Source organism: Butyrivibrio sp. WCE2006 (assembly GCF_000701985.1).
Taxonomy (GTDB): Bacteria; Bacillota; Clostridia; order Lachnospirales; family Lachnospiraceae; genus Butyrivibrio.
The window spans coordinates 75,654-100,083 of record NZ_JNKH01000004.1 but is presented as its reverse complement, the minus strand read 5'-3'; the positions used below and the strand labels follow the sequence as shown (position 1 = coordinate 100,083).

Genomic DNA, 24,430 nt, shown 5'->3' with positions numbered 1-24,430 from the left:
CAAAATGGAATCATTAATTATTGCTCTAATTTTTTTTCGTAAAATTAAGTAAAAAGCCCTGTTTGAAGATTATTCAAACAAGGCATTAGTAACAATAATTCAACACCCCGGATAAGAAGCACTCTCACCTTATCAAGTGTCGGCAACTGGCTGTCTGCCATATCGGCAGACCCTGTAGCTTTGCGTCACTACCTTGCGGCAGCTTTGCCTTTGAATAAAAACTATTTTATTACAATAACTACTACAATATCCATTATGTAAATCATAATTAAAACTTATTTTACATCACAGCGCTGTTTTATGATAAATCATTTGATTATAAAAATCAAGTGTATTATCATGATTTAAAATTTTTATTCAAGTCATATAATTTCTGGTTTTCTCCTTAAAAACACGAGCTGGAAAGACATGCAATCATATCATTCCGACTCGTATTTTATCTCACCCGGAAACAAGCATTTTATCTGACTCAGACCAGGCTGTTTCCAATACCTTTACTCAATCATGTTTCATATACTTGAACGCACTATTAAATAAATAGATTGCATCATTTACAGCTATTCACTTCTTTTTTGTTTTTCCTACTATACATCATTTTAAGGAATACAGCCGCCACCATAAATATCAGTCCTCCAAAAATTAATCCGTCTGTTCCTATTCCTCCCGTATCAGGAAGTCTATATGCCGGAACGTCATTTCGGTCATTTGTTATCCAAAGTTCGCCGGAATTAATTGGTCCCATCCTGGATTCATCCTCAACTACAGAATAATAGACTGTATTAACCTCTGAAATATAATAAAGATACTCGTATTTTTTTCCGTCTTCACTTCTATATTTCTCAAGATCATTAAGTGTTGTTGTCCAACCGCTTTCAGCATAAAGCCTTACTTCTTTTGAAAAAGTCTCATCCTCAACATAGTCTGATTTCCCTCCTCTTTGTGGTTCCGGGGTCTCTATAATCGGATTCGTATAGTCTATCTCCTCATATCCAAGAGAATTAATGACAATATTCAGATTCTGAGTCACAGGTATCGAATACCTGACTTCCTGTCCTCCGCTTTTATCAAATAGTGCTGCCAGTTCTTTTTTATCCACTTCTTTACCATTGATTTTTACAGATGGCATAGTTGTGTTCCATTCATCCTTAAAACCTTTAATGGTAAATGTAAGTACTGAACCGGTCCTTACAAAAGGAAAACCTGTATATCCTATTATGTAATTGTTATGATCTCTGCTATCAACATTGACTGATTTGAATGAAGTTGCCGCCCCTTTGCTGTCATTTCCTTTTAGATACATTCTCTTCAAATTAAAGGTCACTGTACTCGGGATCGTTGCGTTGTCAGTATTTTTCCAATATTTTGAAATCTTAATCCGGGTATGTTCACTTACATTCGCAAAGTTCACTTTCTGTCCGGATGAATAAGCAACTCCAAACAGATCAGCAAAATTATCCGGCAAATTCATAGGATATTTGTTCTTATCCGCTGCTCCCACATAAAACACCAGAGGCTCATCGCTCTTTAAATATCCTTTAGGTGCTTCTGTTTCCTCAAGCTTATAAGCTGTGTTGAATACCAACGGACTAAGTGATATTTTGCCGTCATCACCTGTTACCAGATTAATTTTTGTGCCGTCAAGTTCAGATATTTCCTTCCATCCTGTTTGATTGTTTGTCCATATGTAGAGCTTAAACTTTGCTCCGGGCAGCTTTAAACCATTATTATCCTTATCAACCTTATAGACTTCTATTCCTTTCGTGTTAGCTGCTGCTCCTACTCTCTGAACAGCGAACTCGGTTTTATCCTCAGAGCTGCTTCCATCATTGCCTATTCCTATTAGCTTAGCGCTATTTGACAGTTCTATCTGGGTCCCCTGATCCCCATTAAACGTATATCTATAAACGATTTTAAGATATTTTCCATCCGGAATCGTAAATGATATAAGTCCGGAATTAATATATTTATTCCAGTCTGATGTTTCGCTAGAATAAGATGATACCTCGTAGGAATACTCATCCTTTCCCAGTTCACGAAGGACTTCTTCACCATTTTCCCTGCTTACTTCATATACTGCTATAGAATTTTGCAAAAGAGAAACTGTAACTTTTCCATCCGCCTTTGATATAAAGGTATCCTTCAAAGTCAGTCTGTCACCTCCGGACAAAAGATCAGCAGCATTAGGGTTAACATCAATGCTGTATTCAATGGTATTTGTAGCATCAGCAAGATTTTTATTGCTGGTTTTCTTAATAATGTTTTTAGTCTTTGTAATTATCTGTGTCTGAGAAGCTTCCAGCAGCTGTTGCTTATCTTTTGTTTCCAAAATAACCGTATTCCTAAAGGTTCCCTCTTTGATTTTTTCAAAATCTACAGAGTCATTTATTTTTGCCCGCACTCTCACATATATCTCTGCTGAAGGACTATCATACATATAAAGCTCATTAACAAGCTTATCCGAAAGCTCACCAGGGGTAACATCTATCGAAATTGTCTTATCTGTAATATTATAATGAAGTCCATAGGCTTCAGCCTGGCTATTCAATACAATTGTTTTGCCACTTGGAAAAGATTTATTTGTTGATATTTCAACACCATAAAGAATCTTTTCTCCATGTTGTTCCCCATCACAGCTTAAAAGTGTAATATCATCTGGCAATGTGTCGGTTAAAACAAGATTTTTGTAAGATGTATTCTTCGGGTATGTCAGATTAATTACCCATGTAAGAATACCCTCACCAAAGAGGTCCTCAGAATAATAGTCATATCTTGACTCCTTTGAATTCCCTCTTCCATCCGACTTGCCAAGTCTTATCATATCAAAAGGAATGTTATCGCCCACAGTTTTCCCATGAACAGTTGCATTGTTATAAAGTCTGACATCGGATTTACTCATGGTTGTATAGCCGGATGATATATAAGAAAATTCTACATTTTTATCCAGATCACCATAAAACTTTATCGTAAATGCTTTGTAGCCTTTTCTGCCTTCAACTTCCCTTTTATATTTATTCTCTTTGATAATCTCATATTTACCGGAGTAACCACTTTTTGAAAGAGCAGCTTTCAGATTATTTTCAAGAATCTGAAATTGTTCATCGGTTATAAGCTGTGTGCCATCAATTATCTCATCAAAGTATGTCCAATACTGGGATTTATCCCAGCCTTCATTGTTCTTTATAGGAGCAAGCAGGGTAATATTCCAGGTCATATCAACCCACCCGGGATTGTTCTGATCGTAGGATATGTCTCCATGCTTTTTTGAAACATATTCTATGTTTCCAACTTCAACAGAGGCTGTCACGTCTTTGCCTGTGGATGGGTCATTTGGATCAAGTCTTATTGATGCTTCATTAGTAAGCTTTCTGCCATTAATAAGATGTGACTCATCATAAGTATATGAATATGTCAAAGTATACGTATTATAATCATCATGCCAAAATGTATAGCCCTCCTTTAAAGAAATAGTGTTTTTTCCATCAATAGCAGGCTCCACCATTATTTCCACATCAGGAGTAACTTTCTTATTATTTTTCTTCTCATCTATCTTCCGTATAAAGTCAGTAAGAGTAAACCCCTTCAGATTTCTATTAGATGAATTTAAACTGATTTTCCATGTTACGGTCTTGGATGCTTTATCTACATTTCCCCATTTATTTATATCAGGGAATTCACCATTAAACTTTATCTCCGCAACATCACTGGCGCTGTTTCTATTATCTTTTGCCAGAGCTTCATTTTTTAAATTCAGCCCTGTTCCATTACTCACTATGAAATCCGGCATATCAAATGTATATGTTATTGTATAGCGTTCCCCTTTAGTCATCTCCGGCAGAGTCATGCTCATTTTTCTGCCATCGATTGATGGATTGATACCGATTTCCGCACCATCACTGTCTTTAACAACAAGATTTTTGAATAATTCGTTTTTGGCTAATTCATTCTCAAAATCCGGGTTCTCATTTGTATCATTATTTTTATTATTATAAACTCTGATAATATCCTCTAATAATACAGGTCCATCAGTACCATGGTTTGTACTTATAACAATATTGTAGGACGCTTCTTTTGTCTCTTTGTTGTAATTAACATCTTTTGTGAGGAAAAGATCATAATATCTGTCTTTTATATACCTTATTGTGAAAACAAGCTTGTCACCAAAGTCATAGGTTATATCCTTTTCTGTCTCATTCTCGCCAAGGTCTGCTTTCGCTGTAAAGTAAAAATTTCCATAAATGATCTGTGAAGAATTCTGCTTAGCAAATTCCTCATAAAAGTCAAAGGTGACAATTCCGGTACCTCTTGCTACAGAAAAAGTACCAACCTTTACATTATCAGAATTAAAAATATAGTCAGAAACATCATCTTTTACTTTAATTCCACGTTCCTCAAGGTTAAATGTAATGACTCTGTCATTTTCATTTATAGTTCCTATTCCAAGCAGATAATCGAGAGTAAACAGTATTGTGTCATTTACACTAACCTGTGCCCCGGACTCTATTTCTGTTCCTCCGCTATAAGCAAGGTTACCATTTTCCCAATGTGTTTCAGGATTTTTAGTTATGGTCACATTTCTGATTTTCATTCCATCAACACTTGAATAGACCACAAATTCCGACTCTTGTGTCTCATCTGATGCTGCATGGGCTGTCATAACAAATATTTTTCCTAAAAGATCATCAATGCCCTCAGTGTTTTTTACATCCTCATTGCTTTTTGAATCCTCATTAGTTTTCTGAGAATCTTCATTTACAGCATCGTTGCTTTCTGTAGTCTCTTCACTTGCAGCAGTAACTTCAGTCGGCAGCTCATTTTCTATTATTTCATCATCATTTTCAGTGGTAGCTTCAGTCGATGTCTCATTGTTTAGTTTTTCATCATTATTGTCAGTAGTAGCTTCAGTCGATGTCCCATTGTTTAATTTTTTATCATCATCATCAAAAATTACTTCGTTTAGTGTTTCTTTCTTATATTCATCACTGTAATGTATTTTTATCTGATTTCCATCAGTAACCTCTGCACTGGCATCAGCATTCTCTATAGGTGTTGTCTGGGGCTCGGCTACTCCATACTGCTCAGGCAGTTCATAATAAATGTTGTCACTAACAGTAGCTTCCTTGGGAAGAATGTACTTGATTGTTATTCTAAGTCTGTCACCGGGTCTTATATCTTCCTCACCAATTTCTTCCCAGCTTCCATCTACTAATTCTCGTTCAATTACAGTTTTTGTAATGTACTCTGCCACATCAACAGATTCCGGTATATCAGTTTCGCCACCATTTTCCGTTGAATCAGACTTGCTATTGATCCCCTTGGACTTGTCTGCACTATCAGAACTATCCTGAGCTTCCTGACTTTCTGCAGATGTATCTTCTACAGTGTCATTTCCAGCACCTTTCGATGATGTATTTACATCATTATATACAGTGCTTCCATTAGAGAAATCTTCTTTGTTATCCCCGGAACTTCCTGAAGTGGAATTCTCTCCATTATCCCCTGTAATTCCTGATGCAGAATCCTCTCCATTATCCCCTGTAATTTCTGATGCAGAATCCTCTCCATTATCCCCTGTAATTCCTGATGCAGAATCCTCTCCATTATCCCCTGTAATTCCTGATGCAGAATCCTCTCCATTACTGCCAGTGCCATCTACTGAAATACCTTCATCATTGTCTCCGGCGATTTCTGATGAATTCTCTTCATCATTGTCCTCACCACTATCTGTCGAGATATCATCACTATCTCCAGAATTGTTATTATCAGTATTATCATTTAATGCACTATCGGTTTCAGATCCGGTATTTCCTGCAGCATCACTATCTGATTGATAGTCGCTGTCTGAATCACTTTGAGCATTTTGATCAGTATCATCACCGGTATTGCCTGCTGTTCCTTCAGAATTATTCAGTACCATACCCACATCCCCTGCACCATCCTGCGTTACGGCGGAAGCTGACTTATTCATCGCATACAAAGTCGCTGTAGTTATGAGTATTGCAACGACTATCATTGTATATACCCACTTAGTAAGAGTTGTATGCCTTTCTGAATATTCCTGAAGTTTTTCAAATACCTTATTGTTTCCTGACATTTTAACACCTTCTCAAATAAGAATTTCGCTTGCGAAATTTATGATAAAAAAAAGCCTTGCTTGAAACAGATATTCAAACAAGGCAAAATAAACCATATTCTACGCTTCCTAGCGCAGGCAGCTGGCTATCTGCCCTTCATGACAGACCCTCTAGCTTTGCGTCACTATCTTGCGATAGCTTTGCCCCAAATAGCTAACTTATTTAATTACTAAAAATATCCTGATAAAAACAGTAAATTCTAATTTAATAAAAAAACGTTTTTCATAACAAACATGTTTGATATCATAAAACATTTGATAATAATAATCAATGCTTTTTGGAAAACTTCAAAAAATAATTTCATTTATAGTTTCCTGAATTCGCACTAAAAAAGCCTTTGGAAACGCTATCCAAGTATAATGTTTCCAAAGGCTCTCTATTTAACTTATTTTTCATGAATAGCTTGTCTTTTTTGAACGCACTAAGAGAAAATCAAAAAAAACAGCTATACAGGTTAATCCTGTATAACTGCTCCTAATTCTCTATATCTATTAAGCGATCTTCTGCTTAGCGATCTCTGTAAGTGTCTTGAATCCTTCAGGATCATTTACAGCCATCTCAGCAAGCATCTTGCGGTTGATCTCAACCTCTGCAAGCTTAAGACCGTGCATAAGGTTTGAATAAGACATACCATTAAGACGAGCTGCTGCATTGATACGTGTGATCCAAAGAGATCTCATATCTCTCTTCTTCTGCTTACGTCCAGCGAAAGCTGATGTAAGTGCTCTCATAACTGACTGCTTAGCAACTCTGTACTGTTTTGATCTAGCGCCTCTATAGCCCTTAGCGAGCTTTAAAACTCTTTTATGCTTTTTCTTGGCGTTCATGCCACCTTTAATTCTTGCCATTTCGGTTTCCTCCTAAATATTTTCGAATAACTGGTACTGCTCTTAAGATTAAACGTAAGGCAGAATCTTCTTCATTGTCTTAACATTAGTAGCATCAACTACTGCCTGCTGTCTAAGATTTCTCTTTCTCTTTGTAGACTTCTTTGTAAGAATGTGACGCTTATACGCCTTGTTACGGATCAGCTTACCTGTGCCTGTTACCTTGAAACGCTTGGCAGCAGATCTGTTTGTTTTCATCTTGTGCTGCATAACTAATATCCTCCTATGCTGTAAATACTAAATGCTCTGCTATTCTAGCAGTGTAATCATCCAATAAACATGGTGCTGAATAATTACTATATATGTAACTCTCCTATTGGGTTATTGAAGAGATACAAACAAATTACTTCTTCTCTGTAAGGAACATGGTCATACTACGTCCCTCAACCTTAGGCTGCTTATCAATTACAGCCACATCGCCAAGTGCCTCAGCGAAATCTGTAAGAATATGAACGCTGGCACCCATATGAGCCATCTCACGTCCTCTGAATCTAAGTGTTACCTTTACTCTGTTTCCTTTTTCAAGAAACTTCTTAGCAGAATTAACCTTAGTATTGAGATCGTTTGTATCAATATTGGGAGACAAACGGATTTCCTTAATTTCAACTGTCTTCTGCTTTTTACGAGCTTCCTTCTCTTTGCGAAGCTGTTCATATTTGAACTTACCATAGTCAACGATACGACATACCGGTGGTTTTGCATTGGGAGCAATCTTAACCAGATCAACTCCTGCCTCATCTGCAAGTCTTCTTGCTTCCTGGATTGACATTACTCCAAGTTGCTCATTGTCGGCCCCAATTACTCGAACCTCTTTGTCTCTGATCTGTTCATTGATGAATAAATCGTTGTTGCTAATTGTTTTGTACCTCCAATTCAATAAACGAAACAATAAAAAATGGATTCTCGCAAAAGAATCCACTTAACACTCAAAAAATACGACAAACTATATATGTCTTATTTAAAATGTATTAACCTCTGCCAGCTGTGCCGCAGGGTGAGAGTGGAATCCTCTGCTTTGTTTTCATACTGTAATAAAATAACACTATTGATAATTGATGTCAATATATTTTTCACATAATTATCGTAATTCTTTTTTACCACTGTTTTTCTAATTAATCCTGACATATATCAGTTCCAGCAAACTCCAAGTCTGTTGAGTTCAGAGTCAACCTGTTCATAGTTTTTAAATACAATACCATTAAACCCAAGTGCTTTTGCAGCTGCTATATTCTTCTCAGTATCATCAATGAATACACATTCCTCAGGATTAACATGATTGCGTTCAGTCAGCAGATTAAATATTGCCGGGTCAGGCTTGATCACTTTATCTCTGTAGCTAAGGATTCCGCCATCCACTTCATCAAGAAACTCATTCATAAAGGGATTGGCTTCAAGGGCCTGCTTTGAGAAATTTGAAAGTACAAGTACCTTATATCCATTCTCTTTTAGTGACTTTATCCAGGGAAGCGTGCGCTCTCTTTTTCTCAAAAGTCCGCTAAAATCTGAAAAAGCATCTCTTATCTCCTTTTCTATGGAAGGATCGTTTTTTACAAAACCATCAACAATACCTTTGGTATCAAGTACACCTCTGTCGAATTCATTCCATTCATCAGTGCGAACACTGGCATCTCCTATCCTCTGAACCATTTCTTCCGGGAAACCCTTATTCCTTAAGAAATCCTCCCAGCAGAAATCCACCAGTACATTTCCGATATCAAAAACTACAGTAGAAATCTTCTTTCCTTCTGATTTATCGCCAGAATCACTAACTGAATCGGATTCAAATCTTCCATATGGATCTGCTGAAGCTACTGTTCTCTTTCCTGTAAGTGCTGTGTAAACCCAGAGAATAAGCCAGACAAGTATCGGGATTGCAACAGTCGCGGCAGCACAGGCAGCAAAAGCGCTTCCAGGACCTGTTTTTCCAAAAACAGCCTGAATGAAGAACACTACATAAACTCCAAGAAGTAATACTATCCCAAGAATCGCAAGTACACGCTTAAACATAGGTGTCTTATTATTTTCCATCGCTTTATCTCCATAATAAAGGGCTGTCACAAGCGTGGCAGCCCGGTGAAATCTTTAAATGCCTAAAACATATAATTCAGACACAAAAACTTATTCAGAATAATTACTTATTTGTTCAAAGGGCTCTCACGATAGATGATATCCTCTCTTGCGGGACCATTAGATACCATTGTGATCGGATAGCCGATTTCCTTCTCAATAAACTCGATATACTTGCGGCAGTTCTCAGGAAGATCCTCATACTTCTTAATTCCGCGGATGTCAGTCTTCCATCCGGGAAGTGTCTCATATACAGGCTTAGCCTTCTCAAGAAGATGTGTTACAGGGAAGTCCTTAGTAACTTCGCCGTCAATCTCATAGCCTACGCATACCGGAATCTCATCAAGATATCCAAGTACATCCAGTACAGTGAACGCAACATCTGTTGCACCCTGAAGTCTGCAACCATACTTACTTGCTACGCAGTCATACCATCCCATACGACGAGGACGACCAGTAGTAGCACCGTACTCACCGCCATCTCCACCGCGTCTTCTGAGTTCATCTGCTTCATCACCAAAGATTTCAGAAGTAAATGCACCTGCACCAACTGCTGATGAATAAGCTTTATTTACTACAACAATCTGCTTGATCTCATAAGGAGCGATTCCTGCACCTATTGCACCGTATGCTGCAAGTGTTGAAGATGATGTAACCATAGGATAAATTCCGTGGTCAGGATCTTTCATTGTTCCAAGCTGACCCTCAAGAAGAACTGTCTTGTTCTCTTTGATTGCCTTCTCAAGGAAAAGTGCTGTATCAGCAACATAAGGCTTAACCATATCTCTCCACTCATGAAGAGTATCAAGAAGCTCTGCAGGGCTGATCTCAGGCTTATGATAAAGCTCTTTTAAAAGGATGTTCTTTGTTACAAGAACTCTCTCGACCTTTTCTTTAAGAAGCTCCTCGTCAAAAAGCTCATTAACCTGGAAACCGATCTTTGCATATTTATCTGAATAGAATGGTGCGATGCCTGATTTGGTTGAACCAAATGACTTTCCACCAAGTCTCTCCTCTTCATACTGATCAAAAAGGATGTGATAAGGCATAACTATCTGGCATCGATCTGATATAAGAAGGTTAGGCATCGGAACATTCTTATCTGTTACGCTCTTAAGTTCTCCGATAAGAACAGGAATGTTAAGTGCAACACCGTTTCCAATAATATTTGTTATATTCTGATGAAATACTCCTGAAGGAAGTGTGTGAAGTGCAAATTTGCCATATTGATTAACTATGGTATGTCCTGCATTTGCGCCTCCCTGAAAACGTACAACCACATCAGCCTGGTCGGCCATCATATCTGTGATCTTACCTTTTCCCTCATCACCCCAGTTTGCTCCAACTACTGCTTTTACCATGATATCTCTCCATTCTGCTTCACATGATTATGGATATGAGCATAATGAATGTTCATATCCATAACAAGAATTTACTAATTAACCAAGTGATAATATACTACAGAATGGTTCATAAGTAAAACACAATATTAAAGAAAAATAGCTTAAATTCAAATATTGTTATCTTCTTAATCAGTACCATTGACTATAATAGTACATTTCTCGCTCTTTTGCTTTTTGGAATCTGTATACTTACTGCTCTATTTCGTAATCATATGTTGCAAAGTCAGCCTTAAGTGCTACTCTGTGTCCATCTTTTTCCCATATGAATTTAAGAACAGAGCCATCCTGCTCAAGTGTAAGCTTTGATTCGAAGCCAAATGCAGGATTTGTGTTTCTAAGTCTCAAGAGTTCAAGCTGCTTCTGAACAACCGGCTTATTCATAAGCTCTCCAAGCTGTTCATTGGTCAGATTGGTACGGTTGATTTCCTTATGTCCGCCTGCACCTGCTCTCTTTACAGCCTCGTGATCATTTTCACCTGCAAAAAGGTCAAGATACCAAACCTGCGGCTTTCCGGGCATAAACATCTGCACTGCTCTTGCAAAAAGCATCTTCTTATCTTCTGCACCAAGAGCACTGTAATATGTAGAATTAACCTGATAGTACATGTTCTTCTGGCCGTGAAGATTCTTTACAAGGCCACCTCTTCCAACAACCACATCAATGAGCTTTTCAATCTCATCATCAGGAATAAAGCCCTTAAGATCAAGAACCGGTATACCATCATGGCATCCGAGCATATTAACGACGCGGATGTTTTTATCCATAAGTTCTTTAGCCCATCTGGCAAGAACTTCGCCGTTCTTCTTCTCCATAGCATAAATTAGAAGTCCGGGAAGGAAGAAGTCATAGGTCATGTAGCCCTTGCCGGCAACCTTCTCGTAAATTCCTGCACCGTAGCTGTCATGTATTTCCGGAAGAAGTCTGAGATTATTCTTATCAGCGATGCCCTTAACTCTCTCAAGAACATCCCATGTATCAGGCTCGTTAAGGAAATTCTTTTTGCCGGGTTCCTTAGGTGCATAAGCAAATGCATCAAGTCTTACTATTGCGGCACCATACTCAGAGAGGGTCCTTAAAGTATTCTCATAATGTTCCCAAACAAGATCAGACTTTATGTTCAGATCCATCTGACCAAGATATTTTCTTCCATTTGCAAGATACTCAAGAACTGCATCACGGTACTCTTCGTATTTGCCAAAATCTATTTCCTCAGGCTTTTTGCCTTCATCAAGACCTTCGCAGACAATCTTTGCGATTCTCTCTGCAGTCATATACTGTAATCTTCCGCCGCCCTGTCTATCCTCTTCAGGATTAGCAGAGCCGTTCTTTTCCTTGTACTCCTCTACCGCTTCAATAATATCCTGAGCGTCGGGTCTTCTGTACTGAACTTCCTGATAAAAAGTGTTCCAGTAAGGAATCTCTTTTCCATCGGGCATGCGAACCATAAGGATAGGAAGTCCCGGCTTTCTGAAAAACATATCCTTGATATATTTCTCATCAGGCTGAATGTAACCTTCAGGAGTCATCTCTCCGCAGCCATCCCAGAATTTATTCCAGTTTATGAAAAAGTCAGCATACTTAGATTTTTCACCATTTTTAAGTAAGTCCTGAAACTGAGGTGAAAGAACTGAAGCATGGTTCAAAATAAAATCGAGTTTAAGATCAATTCCAAGTGCACGAAGTCTGTCAAGATCACTCTTTGAACCAAGTTCTTTATTGATGCCATAGTCAATAACAGAAAATCCTCTGTCAAGATCTGTGTTATAAATGCTGGGAAGAATGTAAAAAGAACTGAATGTGTCCTTAAACTCCTCCTTCTCAAGCATGGTTACTATGTCACCAAGTGTACCGCCACAGCTGTCCGGATATGCATTAAGCATAGGACCGTTATCTACAAATTTACTCATTTATATTCCTTTCATACTTCACTTTTTACCGTTTTAATTAAGGCGTAGTATCGTTATATTTTCTCAAGATACAGTGCTTGAATAATCCAATGATTCCCTTTAATTATTTTCAGAAATCGCCAAATTTCTTACATTCAGAAATCTGACTTTAAATATTCATAAGCTTTTTGAATTCATCATAGCTTATGATCTCGCCCTGCTTGCTTACGATGATCTTAGCCTTATGTGCCTGTGCGACCAGCTTGTTCTGCTCAAGCTCAAGAACCATCATTGTGAAAGGACTGTCAACCTTACCATCGCGGGCACGGCTTCTTCTATGCTCTAATGTCTCCTGGGGAGTGGAGTTAAGTAATATCGGAATATCAACTTCTTTCATACAGTCTGTATTTCCGTGTGTCCACTCAATAATAAGAACCTGCTTCTTAGACATATCAACTTCATCGTACCAGAGAGTTGTCTCATCTCTTCCCATTCTCTTAAGCCAAAGCTTGTCTGCACCATTCTTAAATGCTGCAAGAATTGTGTCAACTTCAGCAAAATCTGTTTCATTAGGGGTTCCAAGATAAGCATCAAGTCCCTTCTTACCTGCATCAAGATATGAAGCAAACCAGGGATATTCCTTAACATGCTCTGCATTTGCATCGTCATTCTGTTCCTGAAAAGTTTTAACTATTTTGTAGTTCTCTTCATTCATGGCACCGCCATCGACCATGCCTCTTATACCACACTGTCTGAAAGTGTGAAGTCGCTCTGCGTCATTGTACATAGGAATTCTGTGAGGATAGTTATCTCCTGACATTGTGTAGCTTCCGATGCCAGACTGTTCAAGCATATATGAAAGCAGTGATGCTATTTCAGATTTACCTACTCCTGATCCTCCGCAAACTGTAATAACCGCTCTTCCAAAAGGGTTAGCAGCTGTAACCTTGGAAAGCTCCTTAAGCAGCAACGGGAAAATTGTCTTAGCCTTGGCAATATGACTCTCTCCAATCTCTATCTTATCTCCGGGCATATCGCCGTGGGGAATATCAGCAGGGATTTCTATTACTTTATCACTTAGTGATGTTACCATCTCCTGTGTAATCGCATTCATAGGGTTTATTTTGCCGTAAACTGTGTTCATTCTGGATTCCTTTCAAAGAAAAATTTGATTTGTTGCAACTTTAACGCAAAAGTTTCTTATATTATGTGCATTTTCGAATTTTGACAGCGCATTTTTGCTGTGATATTTTTACACTATAATCATTTTTAAACTTTTGTAAAGTTAAATTTTTTTGGTGATGGTTTTTTATGATAACAATTAAAGAGATTGCAAAGCAATTAAATATGAGTACCACCACAGTTTCCAACGTGATTCACGGGAAAACCAGAGAGGTCTCCCCTGCCACGATAAAAATTGTAGAGGACTATCTGAAAAAAGTTGATTACGTCCCCAACATCAATGCAAGAAATCTTGCACAGAACGAATCCAAGATAATCGGAGTTGCCCTTAAGGCAAGAGCTGATAAATATGAAAATCTGCTCATGGATCCTTTTGTATCTGAGCTTATTGGTGGTATTGAGGAATCAATCAGGAATGCAGGCTATTTCATGATGCTTTATATTTCCCGTGATACCGACGAGATCATGAGGCACGTTTCTACCTGGAACGTAGATGGACTTCTTCTATTCGGAATGATTGATGATGACGGAATTCGTGTCAGTGAGAAATATAAAAAGCCCATCGTCTGCATCGATACTTATAGTATTGAAGGATTGAAGCATTTTATAAATGTGGGACTTAATGACAGACAGGGCTGCTTTGATATGGTCAACTATATGATTAAGCAAGGTCATAAAAAAATAGCCTTCCTGTCTGATAATATGAATGGTGTCGATTATGAGCGATTCTCCGGTTATAAATATGCACTTGAAGGTAATGGCATTCATTTTGAGGAGGATTGGTTCCTGAAGATTCAGCCCAGAAGTGATGAAATAAATGAATCTCTGGAGTATATTTGCAAACGCGCAATGGAGTTTGATGCAATAATGTGTGTTTCAGATCTGTATGCTGTTCAGATTATGTGTGCACTTGAGGACAGAGGAATCCATGTCCCGGATGATATCTCAATCGCCGGTTTCGATGACACTCTTCTTGGTCAGCTGCACCGCCCTGCCCTTACCACTGTTCATCAGAATGTTAAGCAAAAAGGCATCATGGCTACAGATGTTCTCCTAAAGAGAATTAATGGTGAAAAAACTCCCAAGCAAATTCAGCTTCCAACTGAGCTTATAATTCGCGATACTGTTAAAACCATCAGCTGATACACAATATATTAAGTTGTTACATATCCATTGGTACAAATTAGTGTATCCGGCAGATTTACCTCACATAATAAGATTCATCCGAAGCGTTTTTTGTGTTTGTAAGAAATTGTAGACCTATACAACCTACACAATATTAAATCGTATATTTCTGAATCGTTTGAGCAATGTGTATATTAATGCACATTGCTTTTTTTATAAAACTTTTAGAATTATTAAAAATTGCCCAAAGCCAGTTATAATCAGCTTTCGCGCATAAGGTGTGATAAAATACGGAAAAAGTTTGCTTTTTTCACTTGTAATTTTCCAGTTTGCGTGGTATTTTTATTTCAGCATAAAACTTATGCGCAAAAGTAACCGCTAACCAATTTACTTGGTTAGCAAAGTGCACAATAAGGAGGGTAACATGAAAAAGAAAGTATTATCTATTCTTCTTGCTGGAACAATGGTTCTTAGCATGACAGCTTGTGGAGGCTCAAGCGCTGACACAGCATCTGACACTACAGCATCTACTGACGAGACTGCTGCAGAAGAAACAACTACTGAGGAATCCACAGAGGAATCCACAGAGGAAGCAGCTACTGAGGAGACAGCTACTGAGGAATCATCTGATTCTACAGCATCAGCCGGTGCTATTCGTCTTCTTAATGGTAAGCCTGAGATCAACGATCAGCTTTTAGAGCTCGCTGAGCTTTACAAGACTGAGACCGGTAATGAAGTTTCTATCGAGACAATCGGTGGTGACACAAATGCCAGTGATGAGCTCAAGAAAATGTACCAGGCTGACAACATGCCTGACATCTTCGTTATCGAAGCTAACCAGGCTGCTACATGGGACGGCATGCTTGCTGACCTTGCCGGTGAAGAATGGACAGATAAGACAGGTTTCGAACTTGTTGATGAGAACATGGGCACAATCGGCTTCCCTTACACAGTAGAAGCTACAGCTCTTGGCTACAACGCAGACGTTCTTAGCGCTGCAGGTGTTGATCCCGCTTCTCTTACAAGCCCTGATGCTTGGAAGAGCGCTTGTGAAACACTTGATTCCAAGAAGGATGAGCTTGGCATCACAGCAGTATTTGGCTGGTGTGCAGAGCCTGCAAACCTTGGATGGTCTTCAGGTACACATGTATTTGGTCAGTATCTTGATGCAGGTCTTAAGGCTGACGACACAACTTACATCGACATGCTTAATGACGGTGGTAAGATCGATACAGACAGAATGACAAAGTTTGCTGAGTTCATCGGCATGATGAATCAGTATTCAGATCCTAACCTTCTTGTAGACGGTACATATGATAATCAGGTTGCAGGCTTCAAGGAAGGCAAATATGCATTCATCACACAGGGTAACTGGTGTGTAACATCTCCTGAAGATGTAAGCTTCGAAGTTGGTTTTGCTCCTTATGCATTTGAGGATGGCATCAACACAATCATCGCTGGTCCTCCGTCATACTGGGTAGCTTACAAGGACGGTAACGTTGACGCAGCTAAGACATTCTTCAACTGGTGCGCAGGTGATTCAGCTCAGGATATCCTTGTAAATAAGGCTGGTCTTGTATCTCCTTTCGATGATTGCCAGTATGAAGCAACCAATCCTTTCTACAAGAGCATGAAGAGCTATATCGATGCAGGCAACTACAGCGGATGGCACACAATGCTTAAGAAGGACGGTCTCCAGAACGAGACATGTCAGGTATTCGCAGATTATGCTAAGGGAACAATTGCAGACGCTGCTGAGTTCACAGACAAGATTTCTAAGGTTATTACAGGCTATTACAATAACTAATAGAAAATAGACAACCGGGGCAGGGCTAAATGCTCTGCCCCCCTATTATTCAAAAATACAATTTTTGTTAGTATCTTTACAATTTGGGGCAAAAAGCAAAGAGCCTCCTTCAATAATTAAAGGAGATTAAGTTTATGAAAACACCATCTGCTAGTAAGCAAGTAATGTCAATCCTACTCATGATTGCCGGTGTTGCACTTGTAATATGGTCTCTGGCGATGGATATTAAGGGATCGGATGTATCGTATCGCGGAGCTACTTTAGTGCTTGGGGCTGTTGGAATCATTGCAGGTTTATACTTCTATCCTACTATCAAACATCATCGTACGATCATTAATATTATTTTCCTGTTCCCGCTTCTTTTTGCTTTTGCGGTAACAGTTATCATTCCTCTTGTTCTTGGTATTGGTTATTCCTTTACAGACTGGGATGGAATCAGAGTTAAGAACGTAATCGGTGTTTCAAACTACACCAGAATGTTCACACAGGCAAGCTTCCTGTGGTCAATATTCATCACATTTCTTTTCGTAGTATTTAATATGATCCTTGTAAATCTGGTAGCATTTTTACTTGCTCTTCTTTGCACATCCAGAATAAAAGGACTTGGCTTCTTCAGAGCCGCTTATTTCCTTCCGAACCTTATCGGAGGTATCGTACTAGGCTATATCTGGAACTTCATTTTCAGTAACGTTGTTACAGAATTATTAAAGACCCAGTACTCTATGCTTGCGGATACAAAAACAGCATTTATGGCTATTATTATCGTATATATCTGGCAGTATGCAGGTTATATAATGCTTATCTATATCACAGGTCTTAACACAATTCCCGGTGATGTACTTGAGGCATCTGCCATCGATGGAGCAAATCCTCTTCAGACTCTTTTTGAAATCAAGATTCCTATGATTGCTCCTACAATTACAATTTGTACATTCCTTACACTTACAAGTGCATTCAAGCAGTTCGATGTAAACCTTGCACTTACAAATGGTACAGGCTCAGTTGATATCTTTGATAACTATCTTACAAATGGTACTGAGATGCTTGCACTTAATATTTACAACACAGCAGTTATCAAGAATGAATATGCATTCGGTGAAGCTAAGGCCGTTCTGTTCTTTATCATTCTCGCATGTGTATCTATTCTTCAGGTTCGCATATCTAATAAGAAGGAGGTTGAATTATAATGCATACAAAAGAAAAAACTTCAAGCGTTGTAATCAGACTTATCATAGCAATTATTATCGCTGCATATGTTCTGTTTCCCTTCTTTCTTGTTTGTGTAAACTCTTTTAAACAGTCTGCAGACATTACCTCAAATCCTATCGGATTTAACGGTGTTTCATTCGGACAGTTTGCACAAAATATGAATGATGTTATAAACAACAAGAGCTTTACTTTCTGGCAGACCTTTGGATATTCAGCTATTATAACAATTCTGTCACTTGTACTTTTGGCAGTACTTGGATCAATGGCCGCATGGGTTATCTGCCGTAATAAAACAGCATGGTCAAATGTAATTTACTTTACATTCATCGCATCAATGATCATTCCTTTCCAGGTAGTAATGCTTCCTCTTATCTCCACTTTCAGAGATGTAGGTAAGTTTGTTGGCATTCCAATGCTGAAATCCGTACCCGGTATAGTATTTGCTTACCTTGGATTCGGTGGTGCAATGACAGTATTTATTCTTGTAGGATTTATAAAGGGAATTCCTTTTGATCTTGAAGAAGCAGCATCAATCGATGGATGCTCACCTGAGCAGGTATTCTTCAAAGTAATCTTCCCTCTCCTCTCTCCCGTTATTACTACAGTAACAATTCTTAACGGTATGTGGATCTGGAACGATTACCTTCTGCCTTCAATGATGCTTGGTCAGAACGGACCTGTTAAGACACTTCCTGTTGCAGTTCAGGCTTTTGTAGGTTCTTATGTAAAACAGTGGAACCTGATCCTGGCAGCTGCACTTCTCGCAATCCTGCCTATGGTTATTCTCTTCCTTATCGCTCAGAAGCAGATTATGGAAGGTATGATCGAAGGTGCTGTAAAGGGTTGATAATCTTAGCTTACTAACCCATTTCCATGTATAAGAATTTCGCAAGCGAAATTCTCGCGCCGTGCGCAGTTGCTTTGGCAACACTTAAAGTTAAAAAGAACCTGACAGTTTCGCCGCTGTCAGGTTCTTTTGTTATTTCTTTAATTACAATTCGTAGCCAGGAAGTATAGCTGAGATAAGCTCTGCACACTTTTCAAGATCAGCGCTCTCTTCATTTGCATCAGTAAATCTTCCCTGTGTATTACTATCTATATCAAGGACTCCAATCACTTTACCATTCTTATCGCGAAGAGGGATTACTATTTCTGATTTTGCTTCACTATCACAAACTATATATCCTTCAAACTTTGACACATCAGGTACAATCAATGTCTTATCTTCTGCTGCAGAAACACCGCATACTCCCTTTCCAAGACCTATATGTGTACATGCAACCTTTCCCTGGAAGGGTCCCAAAATCAGTTCTTTATCATCTCCCTGAGAGAATAATTTGCTGTCCTCTGTCTCACCTTTATTTGCCATGAAATAAAATCCAACCCAGCTTACATCCGGTAGTTGATCCCATAGACAAGCAGCCACGTTAGAAAGATTAGTAATATACCAATCCCTTTTATCAATTACTGCATCAACATAACTTGAAATTGCCATACTGTTTTTATTCCTCCGTAAATTTTCTTGCCTTCCCTCATAAAAAGTTACTCAGCTGATAAAGCAAGCGCACTTCAATGTTTCTTTTTTCCTTCAATGGAGCGTGCAATTTAATCAGCAAAAATATATTATCACATCTTTTAAACAACTGCTAATTATTTCATCCGCTCATTAAAAGCTCTGCTCAAGAAATCTCCACTAAGCTCGATAATGCCTCGCTAAGTTGGCTTGCATGGCTCGCATTAAACTCTACAATACCTCACTAAGTGCTCTGCTCAATGAATCAAAAAGTCGCATCTCATAAGTTTTCATATGAGATGCGACCTGTCCAGTTTTCTATTTGCTATGCTGCCTAGCAAACAACTCTGATAAGCTTTAATAAAATCTTATTCAGATATTTCAATATTTAATTTACATTGACCTTCATAGCTGCGTCTTTTCCAGCCTTCTGGCAGTGAATAATTGTTGTGCCATGTCCTACAGCTCTGATATTGCCATGATCATCAACTGTAGCGATGTCACTGTTCTCACTTGTCCATCTAAAGCTTCCTGCGCCGTTATCTCCGCTGGTATAAACCCTTGCAGTGTAGCCCTGACCAAGATCAAGTGTAATTTCAGACTTATCTAACCAGATTTTATCAACATGGGCGCCTTTGCCACTTCCGCCACCTGTTACCTCAACATAAACAGTTGCTGTAAAATCACTATTCTTATCCTTGATCTCTATTTCTGCATCTCCGCTCTTCTTTGCGACGATAAGTCCACTCTTTGAGCAGGAAATAATGGATTTGCCACTTACTTTATATGTTACAGTCTTCCTACCTAAAGTCTGTCCGTTCTTTTTAACCTTCAGCTGGATTTTCTTTCCTCTGGACATTTCAATGTCTTTTTCTCCGCCGCCCTGCTCAAGCTTAACTGATACACTCTTGGTAGCAGCCCTTACCTGATATGCAGGAACAGCCAGCATGCATAGCATTGCGACCATCATAAAAGCCAGCACAGTTGATAATACCCTCTTTACTCTCATTCCCATAAGAAACACCCCCTTAATTGCGGTATTTATTATTTTTACAGGCCAGGACCACCCTGACCAGTGCAGCCGCTATTTTCCTTCAAAATCCAAGATATCATGAACACAAACGATAAAAAGCAACCTGCATCCCAAATGAAACCTCTTCGTGTTGCCGGATATTGTCTATCGCATTAATGTATTACTGAGACACATATACCATAATACAAGCATCTTTGCCATCTTTATTAGCGTGTATTCCTACCTGTCCGGGATTCTGAGCCTTGATCACACCACCACTAACTGTTGCGATACTATCATCATCACTGCTCCATTTAACATTTTCTACAGTTGCACTTCCGTCAGGATCTGAGAAAACCTTGCAGTTAAAGGTCTGTCCGACTTTAAGATTTACAGAAGCCTGACTAAGCCATAGTTTTGTAGTTTTCTTTCCTGAGCCCTGCCCCTTCTTCTTTACTTCAACATAAATAGTTGCAGTAAAGTCAGAATTCTTATCCTTAATACTAATCTCGCAATCTCCGCCCTTCTTAGCTGTAATTACGCCACTCTTGGAAACGGAGGCAACGGATTTCTTGGATGACTTATAGGTTACAGACTTCTTGGAAAGCGTCTTTCCATCTTTCTTAACCTTGATCTGAAGCTTCTGTCCCGCATTCATCTCAACGTCCTCTTCTTCACCTTCCTGGGAAAGAGTAACCTTAACCTTCTTAGTTGCTGCCTGCGTATGATAAGACGGAATTGCCATAAAACAAATTATGGCAGCCATCATAACTGCAATTGTTGTTGAAAGTACCTTTTTGAAATTAATTCTGTTGTTCATTAGAACCACCCCTTTCAGTATTTGAAAATCGCACCAGACTCAAATGAATCTTGCAATGTGCTCTGTAAAAAATCAAATACTTATTATTTTTTGTATTACTATTATGCCTTATTATTAACACGCTTTTATCCATATGTAAACTTCATCGGAATCGACTTAAGCAACATTTAAGATTTCCTTTATAGTTCCTTAAAACAAGGCATTTTTACACATAATAATTTTATAAAAAATGCGCCGGACAGCAATTTATGTGGTAAAGAACATTATCACCACACAAACTGCCATCCGGCGCATAATTCTGTTTTTACAAATATTTATCTACTTAAAAAAGTAAACATAAATCTATAGATTCCTGTTTTTCCTCAGAAAAACGGGAATCGTATTGGACCAGGTCCTCGCAAAGCGAGGGGCGTGTCCTGCCGAAGGCAGGATTTTTGCGGGCGATTTCCGCTTTTGCCCACAAAAAGTCATGCCTTTATCTTTCGAAAGTGTACTCCATAATGGGGCGATTTTTATAACTCTGAGATACCTCTCTTAAACTCCTCTTCAAGGCTCTTCACCATCTTCAGCTTGGCTGATTTTATTTCAAGTCCACCCTGAGCAAAATAAAATTTAAGGTAAGAGTTACTCATAAACAAAGGATTAAGATCTATTGTAATGGTCTTATACTCCTTTTCCATTCCTGTCAAAGTCACAGTTTTTACAAGCATCTTATCCTGGAAAACTGACATAGGAAGCTGAGCAACATCTGGCTGATTTGCATCTGCTCTCATTTCAAGCTCAAGCTGAGCTATGCATTTTTGCTTTGAAGAAATAAGGAATGCTGTGGTTTCTCCCTTTTCTACCTTTATGCTTGCAGGATCAAGAATAAGCTCGTCACCTGCAAAGGTAACATCTATCATATCCTGGAGCTTAGCATCTTCATCTGAAATAGTTGCTGCCAGCTCTTTATCAAGTGCAGATTCCTCACCCAGCATATGTCTGTATACAGGAGTCTGCAATAAGAATCTGCAAATGTTCATTGCACTTCTTACAAGCTCTGCTCTCTTAAGCTTTCCGAGCTTTAATGCTACAGAAAGATCATCACCATTTGAATTTTCTTCTGCATTTCCATTGACCATGTTGAGGTCATTCTGAGCCCTACCCTGAGCTGATACATTCTGGTAGCTTCCGGGAGCTCCAGCTTCGTCATTACCCATAGCCCACCAGTCGGTCATTACTATTCCTTCAAAGCCCCACTCACCTCTAAGAATTGTAGTCAAAAGGTCATAACTGCTGGCTGTCCAGATTCCATTTACAGGACCATAAGTACTCATGATTGCGCGAGCCCCGCCTTCACGAACAGCTATTTCAAAGCCTTTAAGATATATCTCACGGAGTGCTCTCTCTGACACAACGTTATCTACATTGTGTCTGCGATACTCCTGAGTATTTCCTGCAAAATGCTTAATAACTCCGGTCACATCATATTTATGCATACCACGAAGCTGAGCTGATACCAGCTTACCAGTAAGAAGAGGATCCTCTGAGAAATACTCAAAGTTTCTTCCGTTAAGAGGGCTTCTGTGAATATTCATTCCGGGGCCAAGCAGAGCATCAATTCTGTTTCTTCTAAGATCAAGAGCTTCAAAGGTAAAAAGCTCCTCATTTATTTCTTCATTGAATGAACTTGCAAGGCAGGTTCCATTAGGAAGAGAGAATGCATGAGTTCCGCAATCCATACGAATACCACTTGGTCCGTCAGAGCAACCTGCAACCGGTATGCCAAAGCTCTTAAGCCTCTCTGTCACACCACCGAAGGCACCTGCGATACCTGCAGTAACCTTGGGAGAGCACATACCCTCACCACGCATCATAGCACACAGATCCTCATCAGAAAGCTGTGCAACAAAGCCTTCAAGGGATACCTTTTTATCCTCTACATCTTTTAGTTTATAACCCTTATCACCGGTATAAGGAAGCGCCTTGGGAAGTCTGTCATTACGCTTCTTGTTGGGATCAAGAGTTCTTACAGGAGCCTTTTCAAGCACCTTGGCACAAAGACCTATAGCCTCCTCAGGTTTGATACGGTCAAATTCCTTAACAGGAGCATATGCCTCTTCACACTTATAGATGACTTCAAGCTTTTTAAGTTCAAACTCTCCTGCAAGTTCAGCACTTCTAACATCACTTCCGGCATAAATTCCGTAAGTTCCCTTTTCCATAACATAGCAGGACTTATGCTTGGTAGCACCGCTGTCATCATATGAGGACAACCAGTATTTGGGAATATTGAATTCAAGGCTCTGCATCTGGCCTGGCTTAAGCAGATCTGTTTTAGCAAAACCACAAAGAATTCTCTTCGGCTTTCCCAGTACTCCCTGAGGCGCCTCAAGATAAATCTGTACTACTTCTTTACCGGATTTATCTCCTGTATTGGTAACCAGTACCTCAAGACCTACACCCTCCTCATCATCGTAAGAAAACTCACCGATGCCAAGATCAAAGGAAGTATAAGAAAGACCGTATCCAAAAGGATAAAGCACTGAATCCTTATCAAAGGTTTCAAAATAACGATATCCAACATAGATATCCTCTTTCTGGAAGTTTCTCTTATCTGAGCCAAAATTCGCTGTTGAAGGATAATCTTCTATGTTTTTAGCGATTGTATCCGGAAGTTTTCCTGAAGGATTAACATCACCGGAAAGCACATCAAGAACAGCGTTTCCACCTTCCTGTCCGCCCTGCCATACATATAAAACAGCTTCAGGGTCTACATCTTTAACCCACTTCATATCAATGATATTTCCAACATTAAGAAGTACTATGGTCTTGGAAAAAGCCTTGCTTATCTTCTTTAATGCCAGAACCTCTTCATCAGTCAGAAGATAGCTTCCCGGCTCATTCTTATTATCCTGGTCTTCTCCGGCTGTTCTACCGATTATAAAAACTGCTGCTTCAGATTCTTCAGCTGCTTTTTTTACAAAATCATCGCTAAGAGGCATCTCCTTCTGGAACCAGGGTTCTGCTGCCCAGCCGATTCCTGTATCAAAGGGATTGTCCTTTACAAAATCCTCATAAGCTTTTCTTACTTCTGTATTAAGCTTGAATTTCCCGGATTGCTCAAGAGCTTCATAAATACCGACAACATAGTCTACGTTAACCATGCCGCCTGATCCTGTGCCGCTCTTGTAATAATTCATCTGGCTTCTGCCAAATACTGCAAGCTTTGTATTCTTTTTAAGAGGAAGCACCTCATTATCATTTTTTAAGAGTACAATACCCTCTGCGGCAGCTGCTCTTGCTGTCTTTTTAAATTTCTCTATATCCCATGTTTTTGCCATTACCTTCACCTCTATACCTATTAGTTCATATCTGAATCATTCCGTTCAGATAAAAAAATTCCAA

The 24,430-nt window shown here is 39.0% G+C and carries 16 protein-coding genes and 2 riboswitches; of the genes, 4 read left to right on the top strand and 12 right to left on the bottom strand.

Going from position 1 to position 24,430, the window contains the following annotated elements; genetic code table 11:
• Nucleotides 1-138: 138 nt before the first annotated feature.
• Nucleotides 139-219: riboswitch (cyclic di-GMP riboswitch) on the bottom strand.
• Nucleotides 220-547: 328 nt separating this feature from the next.
• The 8 genes from T501_RS04650 to T501_RS04615 form a co-directional block, all read right to left on the bottom strand.
• A complete protein-coding gene (locus tag T501_RS04650) occupies nucleotides 548-6,091 on the bottom strand; it encodes a SpaA isopeptide-forming pilin-related protein (protein WP_044913593.1) in 5,544 nt (1,847 codons plus the stop codon).
• Nucleotides 6,092-6,204: 113 nt separating this feature from the next.
• A riboswitch (cyclic di-GMP riboswitch) is annotated at nucleotides 6,205-6,286 on the bottom strand.
• 336 nt (nucleotides 6,287-6,622) lie between these two features.
• Nucleotides 6,623-6,979 carry a 50S ribosomal protein L20 gene (gene rplT / locus T501_RS04645; RefSeq protein WP_022760515.1) on the bottom strand — a complete coding sequence of 119 codons (357 nt, stop codon included), beginning with the start codon at nucleotides 6,977-6,979 and terminating at the stop codon, nucleotides 6,623-6,625.
• 48 nt (nucleotides 6,980-7,027) lie between these two features.
• Nucleotides 7,028-7,228, bottom strand: a complete 201-nt coding sequence (gene rpmI / locus T501_RS04640; RefSeq protein ID WP_026509675.1) for a 50S ribosomal protein L35 — start codon at nucleotides 7,226-7,228, stop codon at nucleotides 7,028-7,030.
• A gap of 133 nt (nucleotides 7,229-7,361) precedes the next feature.
• A complete protein-coding gene (gene infC / locus T501_RS04635; RefSeq protein WP_242832954.1) occupies nucleotides 7,362-7,895 on the bottom strand; it encodes a translation initiation factor IF-3 in 534 nt (177 codons plus the stop codon).
• 251 nt (nucleotides 7,896-8,146) lie between these two features.
• Nucleotides 8,147-9,046: an HAD family hydrolase gene (locus T501_RS22020; protein WP_242832951.1), complete on the bottom strand. Its 900-nt coding sequence runs from the start codon at nucleotides 9,044-9,046 to the stop codon at nucleotides 8,147-8,149.
• Nucleotides 9,047-9,153: 107 nt separating this feature from the next.
• A complete protein-coding gene (locus T501_RS04625; RefSeq protein ID WP_044913589.1) occupies nucleotides 9,154-10,446 on the bottom strand; it encodes an adenylosuccinate synthase in 1,293 nt (430 codons plus the stop codon).
• Nucleotides 10,447-10,677: 231 nt separating this feature from the next.
• Entirely contained in the window at nucleotides 10,678-12,396 is a 1,719-nt protein-coding gene (locus tag T501_RS04620) for an alpha-amylase family protein (protein WP_044913588.1), read from the bottom strand.
• 148 nt (nucleotides 12,397-12,544) lie between these two features.
• Entirely contained in the window at nucleotides 12,545-13,519 is a 975-nt protein-coding gene (locus tag T501_RS04615; RefSeq protein ID WP_330376990.1) for a nucleoside/nucleotide kinase family protein, read from the bottom strand.
• Between the two features lie 167 nt (nucleotides 13,520-13,686).
• Here T501_RS04615 and T501_RS04610 point away from each other — a divergent pair, with 167 nt between their 5' ends.
• The 4 genes from T501_RS04610 to T501_RS04595 all read left to right on the top strand — a co-directional run bounded on the left by T501_RS04610 (nucleotide 13,687) and on the right by T501_RS04595 (nucleotide 18,545).
• Nucleotides 13,687-14,700: a LacI family DNA-binding transcriptional regulator gene (locus T501_RS04610; RefSeq protein ID WP_044913587.1), complete on the top strand. Its 1,014-nt coding sequence runs from the start codon at nucleotides 13,687-13,689 to the stop codon at nucleotides 14,698-14,700.
• Between the two features lie 406 nt (nucleotides 14,701-15,106).
• A complete protein-coding gene (locus T501_RS04605) occupies nucleotides 15,107-16,489 on the top strand; it encodes an ABC transporter substrate-binding protein (protein WP_044913585.1) in 1,383 nt (460 codons plus the stop codon).
• A 134-nt stretch (nucleotides 16,490-16,623) separates the two neighbouring features.
• Nucleotides 16,624-17,676: a carbohydrate ABC transporter permease gene (locus T501_RS04600; protein ID WP_026509667.1), complete on the top strand. Its 1,053-nt coding sequence runs from the start codon at nucleotides 16,624-16,626 to the stop codon at nucleotides 17,674-17,676.
• Complete coding sequence (locus T501_RS04595; RefSeq protein ID WP_026509666.1) at nucleotides 17,676-18,545, top strand: carbohydrate ABC transporter permease; 870 nt, start codon at nucleotides 17,676-17,678, stop codon at nucleotides 18,543-18,545. Before T501_RS04600 ends, T501_RS04595 begins: the two co-directional genes overlap by 1 nt.
• A gap of 144 nt (nucleotides 18,546-18,689) precedes the next feature.
• Here T501_RS04595 and T501_RS04590 read toward each other — a convergent pair whose 3' ends face one another.
• The 4 genes from T501_RS04590 to T501_RS04575 form a co-directional block, all read right to left on the bottom strand.
• On the bottom strand, nucleotides 18,690-19,193 hold the full coding sequence (locus T501_RS04590; protein WP_044913583.1) for a GAF domain-containing protein: 504 nt from the start codon (nucleotides 19,191-19,193) through the stop codon (nucleotides 18,690-18,692).
• Between the two features lie 406 nt (nucleotides 19,194-19,599).
• The gene (locus T501_RS04585; protein ID WP_044913582.1) at nucleotides 19,600-20,226 is read right to left on the bottom strand and encodes an Ig-like domain-containing protein; all 627 of its coding nucleotides are present in this window, start codon (nucleotides 20,224-20,226) and stop codon (nucleotides 19,600-19,602) included.
• 178 nt (nucleotides 20,227-20,404) lie between these two features.
• The gene (locus T501_RS04580; RefSeq protein ID WP_044913581.1) at nucleotides 20,405-21,043 is read right to left on the bottom strand and encodes an Ig-like domain-containing protein; all 639 of its coding nucleotides are present in this window, start codon (nucleotides 21,041-21,043) and stop codon (nucleotides 20,405-20,407) included.
• Nucleotides 21,044-21,555: 512 nt separating this feature from the next.
• The gene (locus T501_RS04575; RefSeq protein ID WP_044913580.1) at nucleotides 21,556-24,366 is read right to left on the bottom strand and encodes a glycoside hydrolase family 3 protein; all 2,811 of its coding nucleotides are present in this window, start codon (nucleotides 24,364-24,366) and stop codon (nucleotides 21,556-21,558) included.
• Between the last annotated feature and the right edge of the window lie 64 nt (nucleotides 24,367-24,430).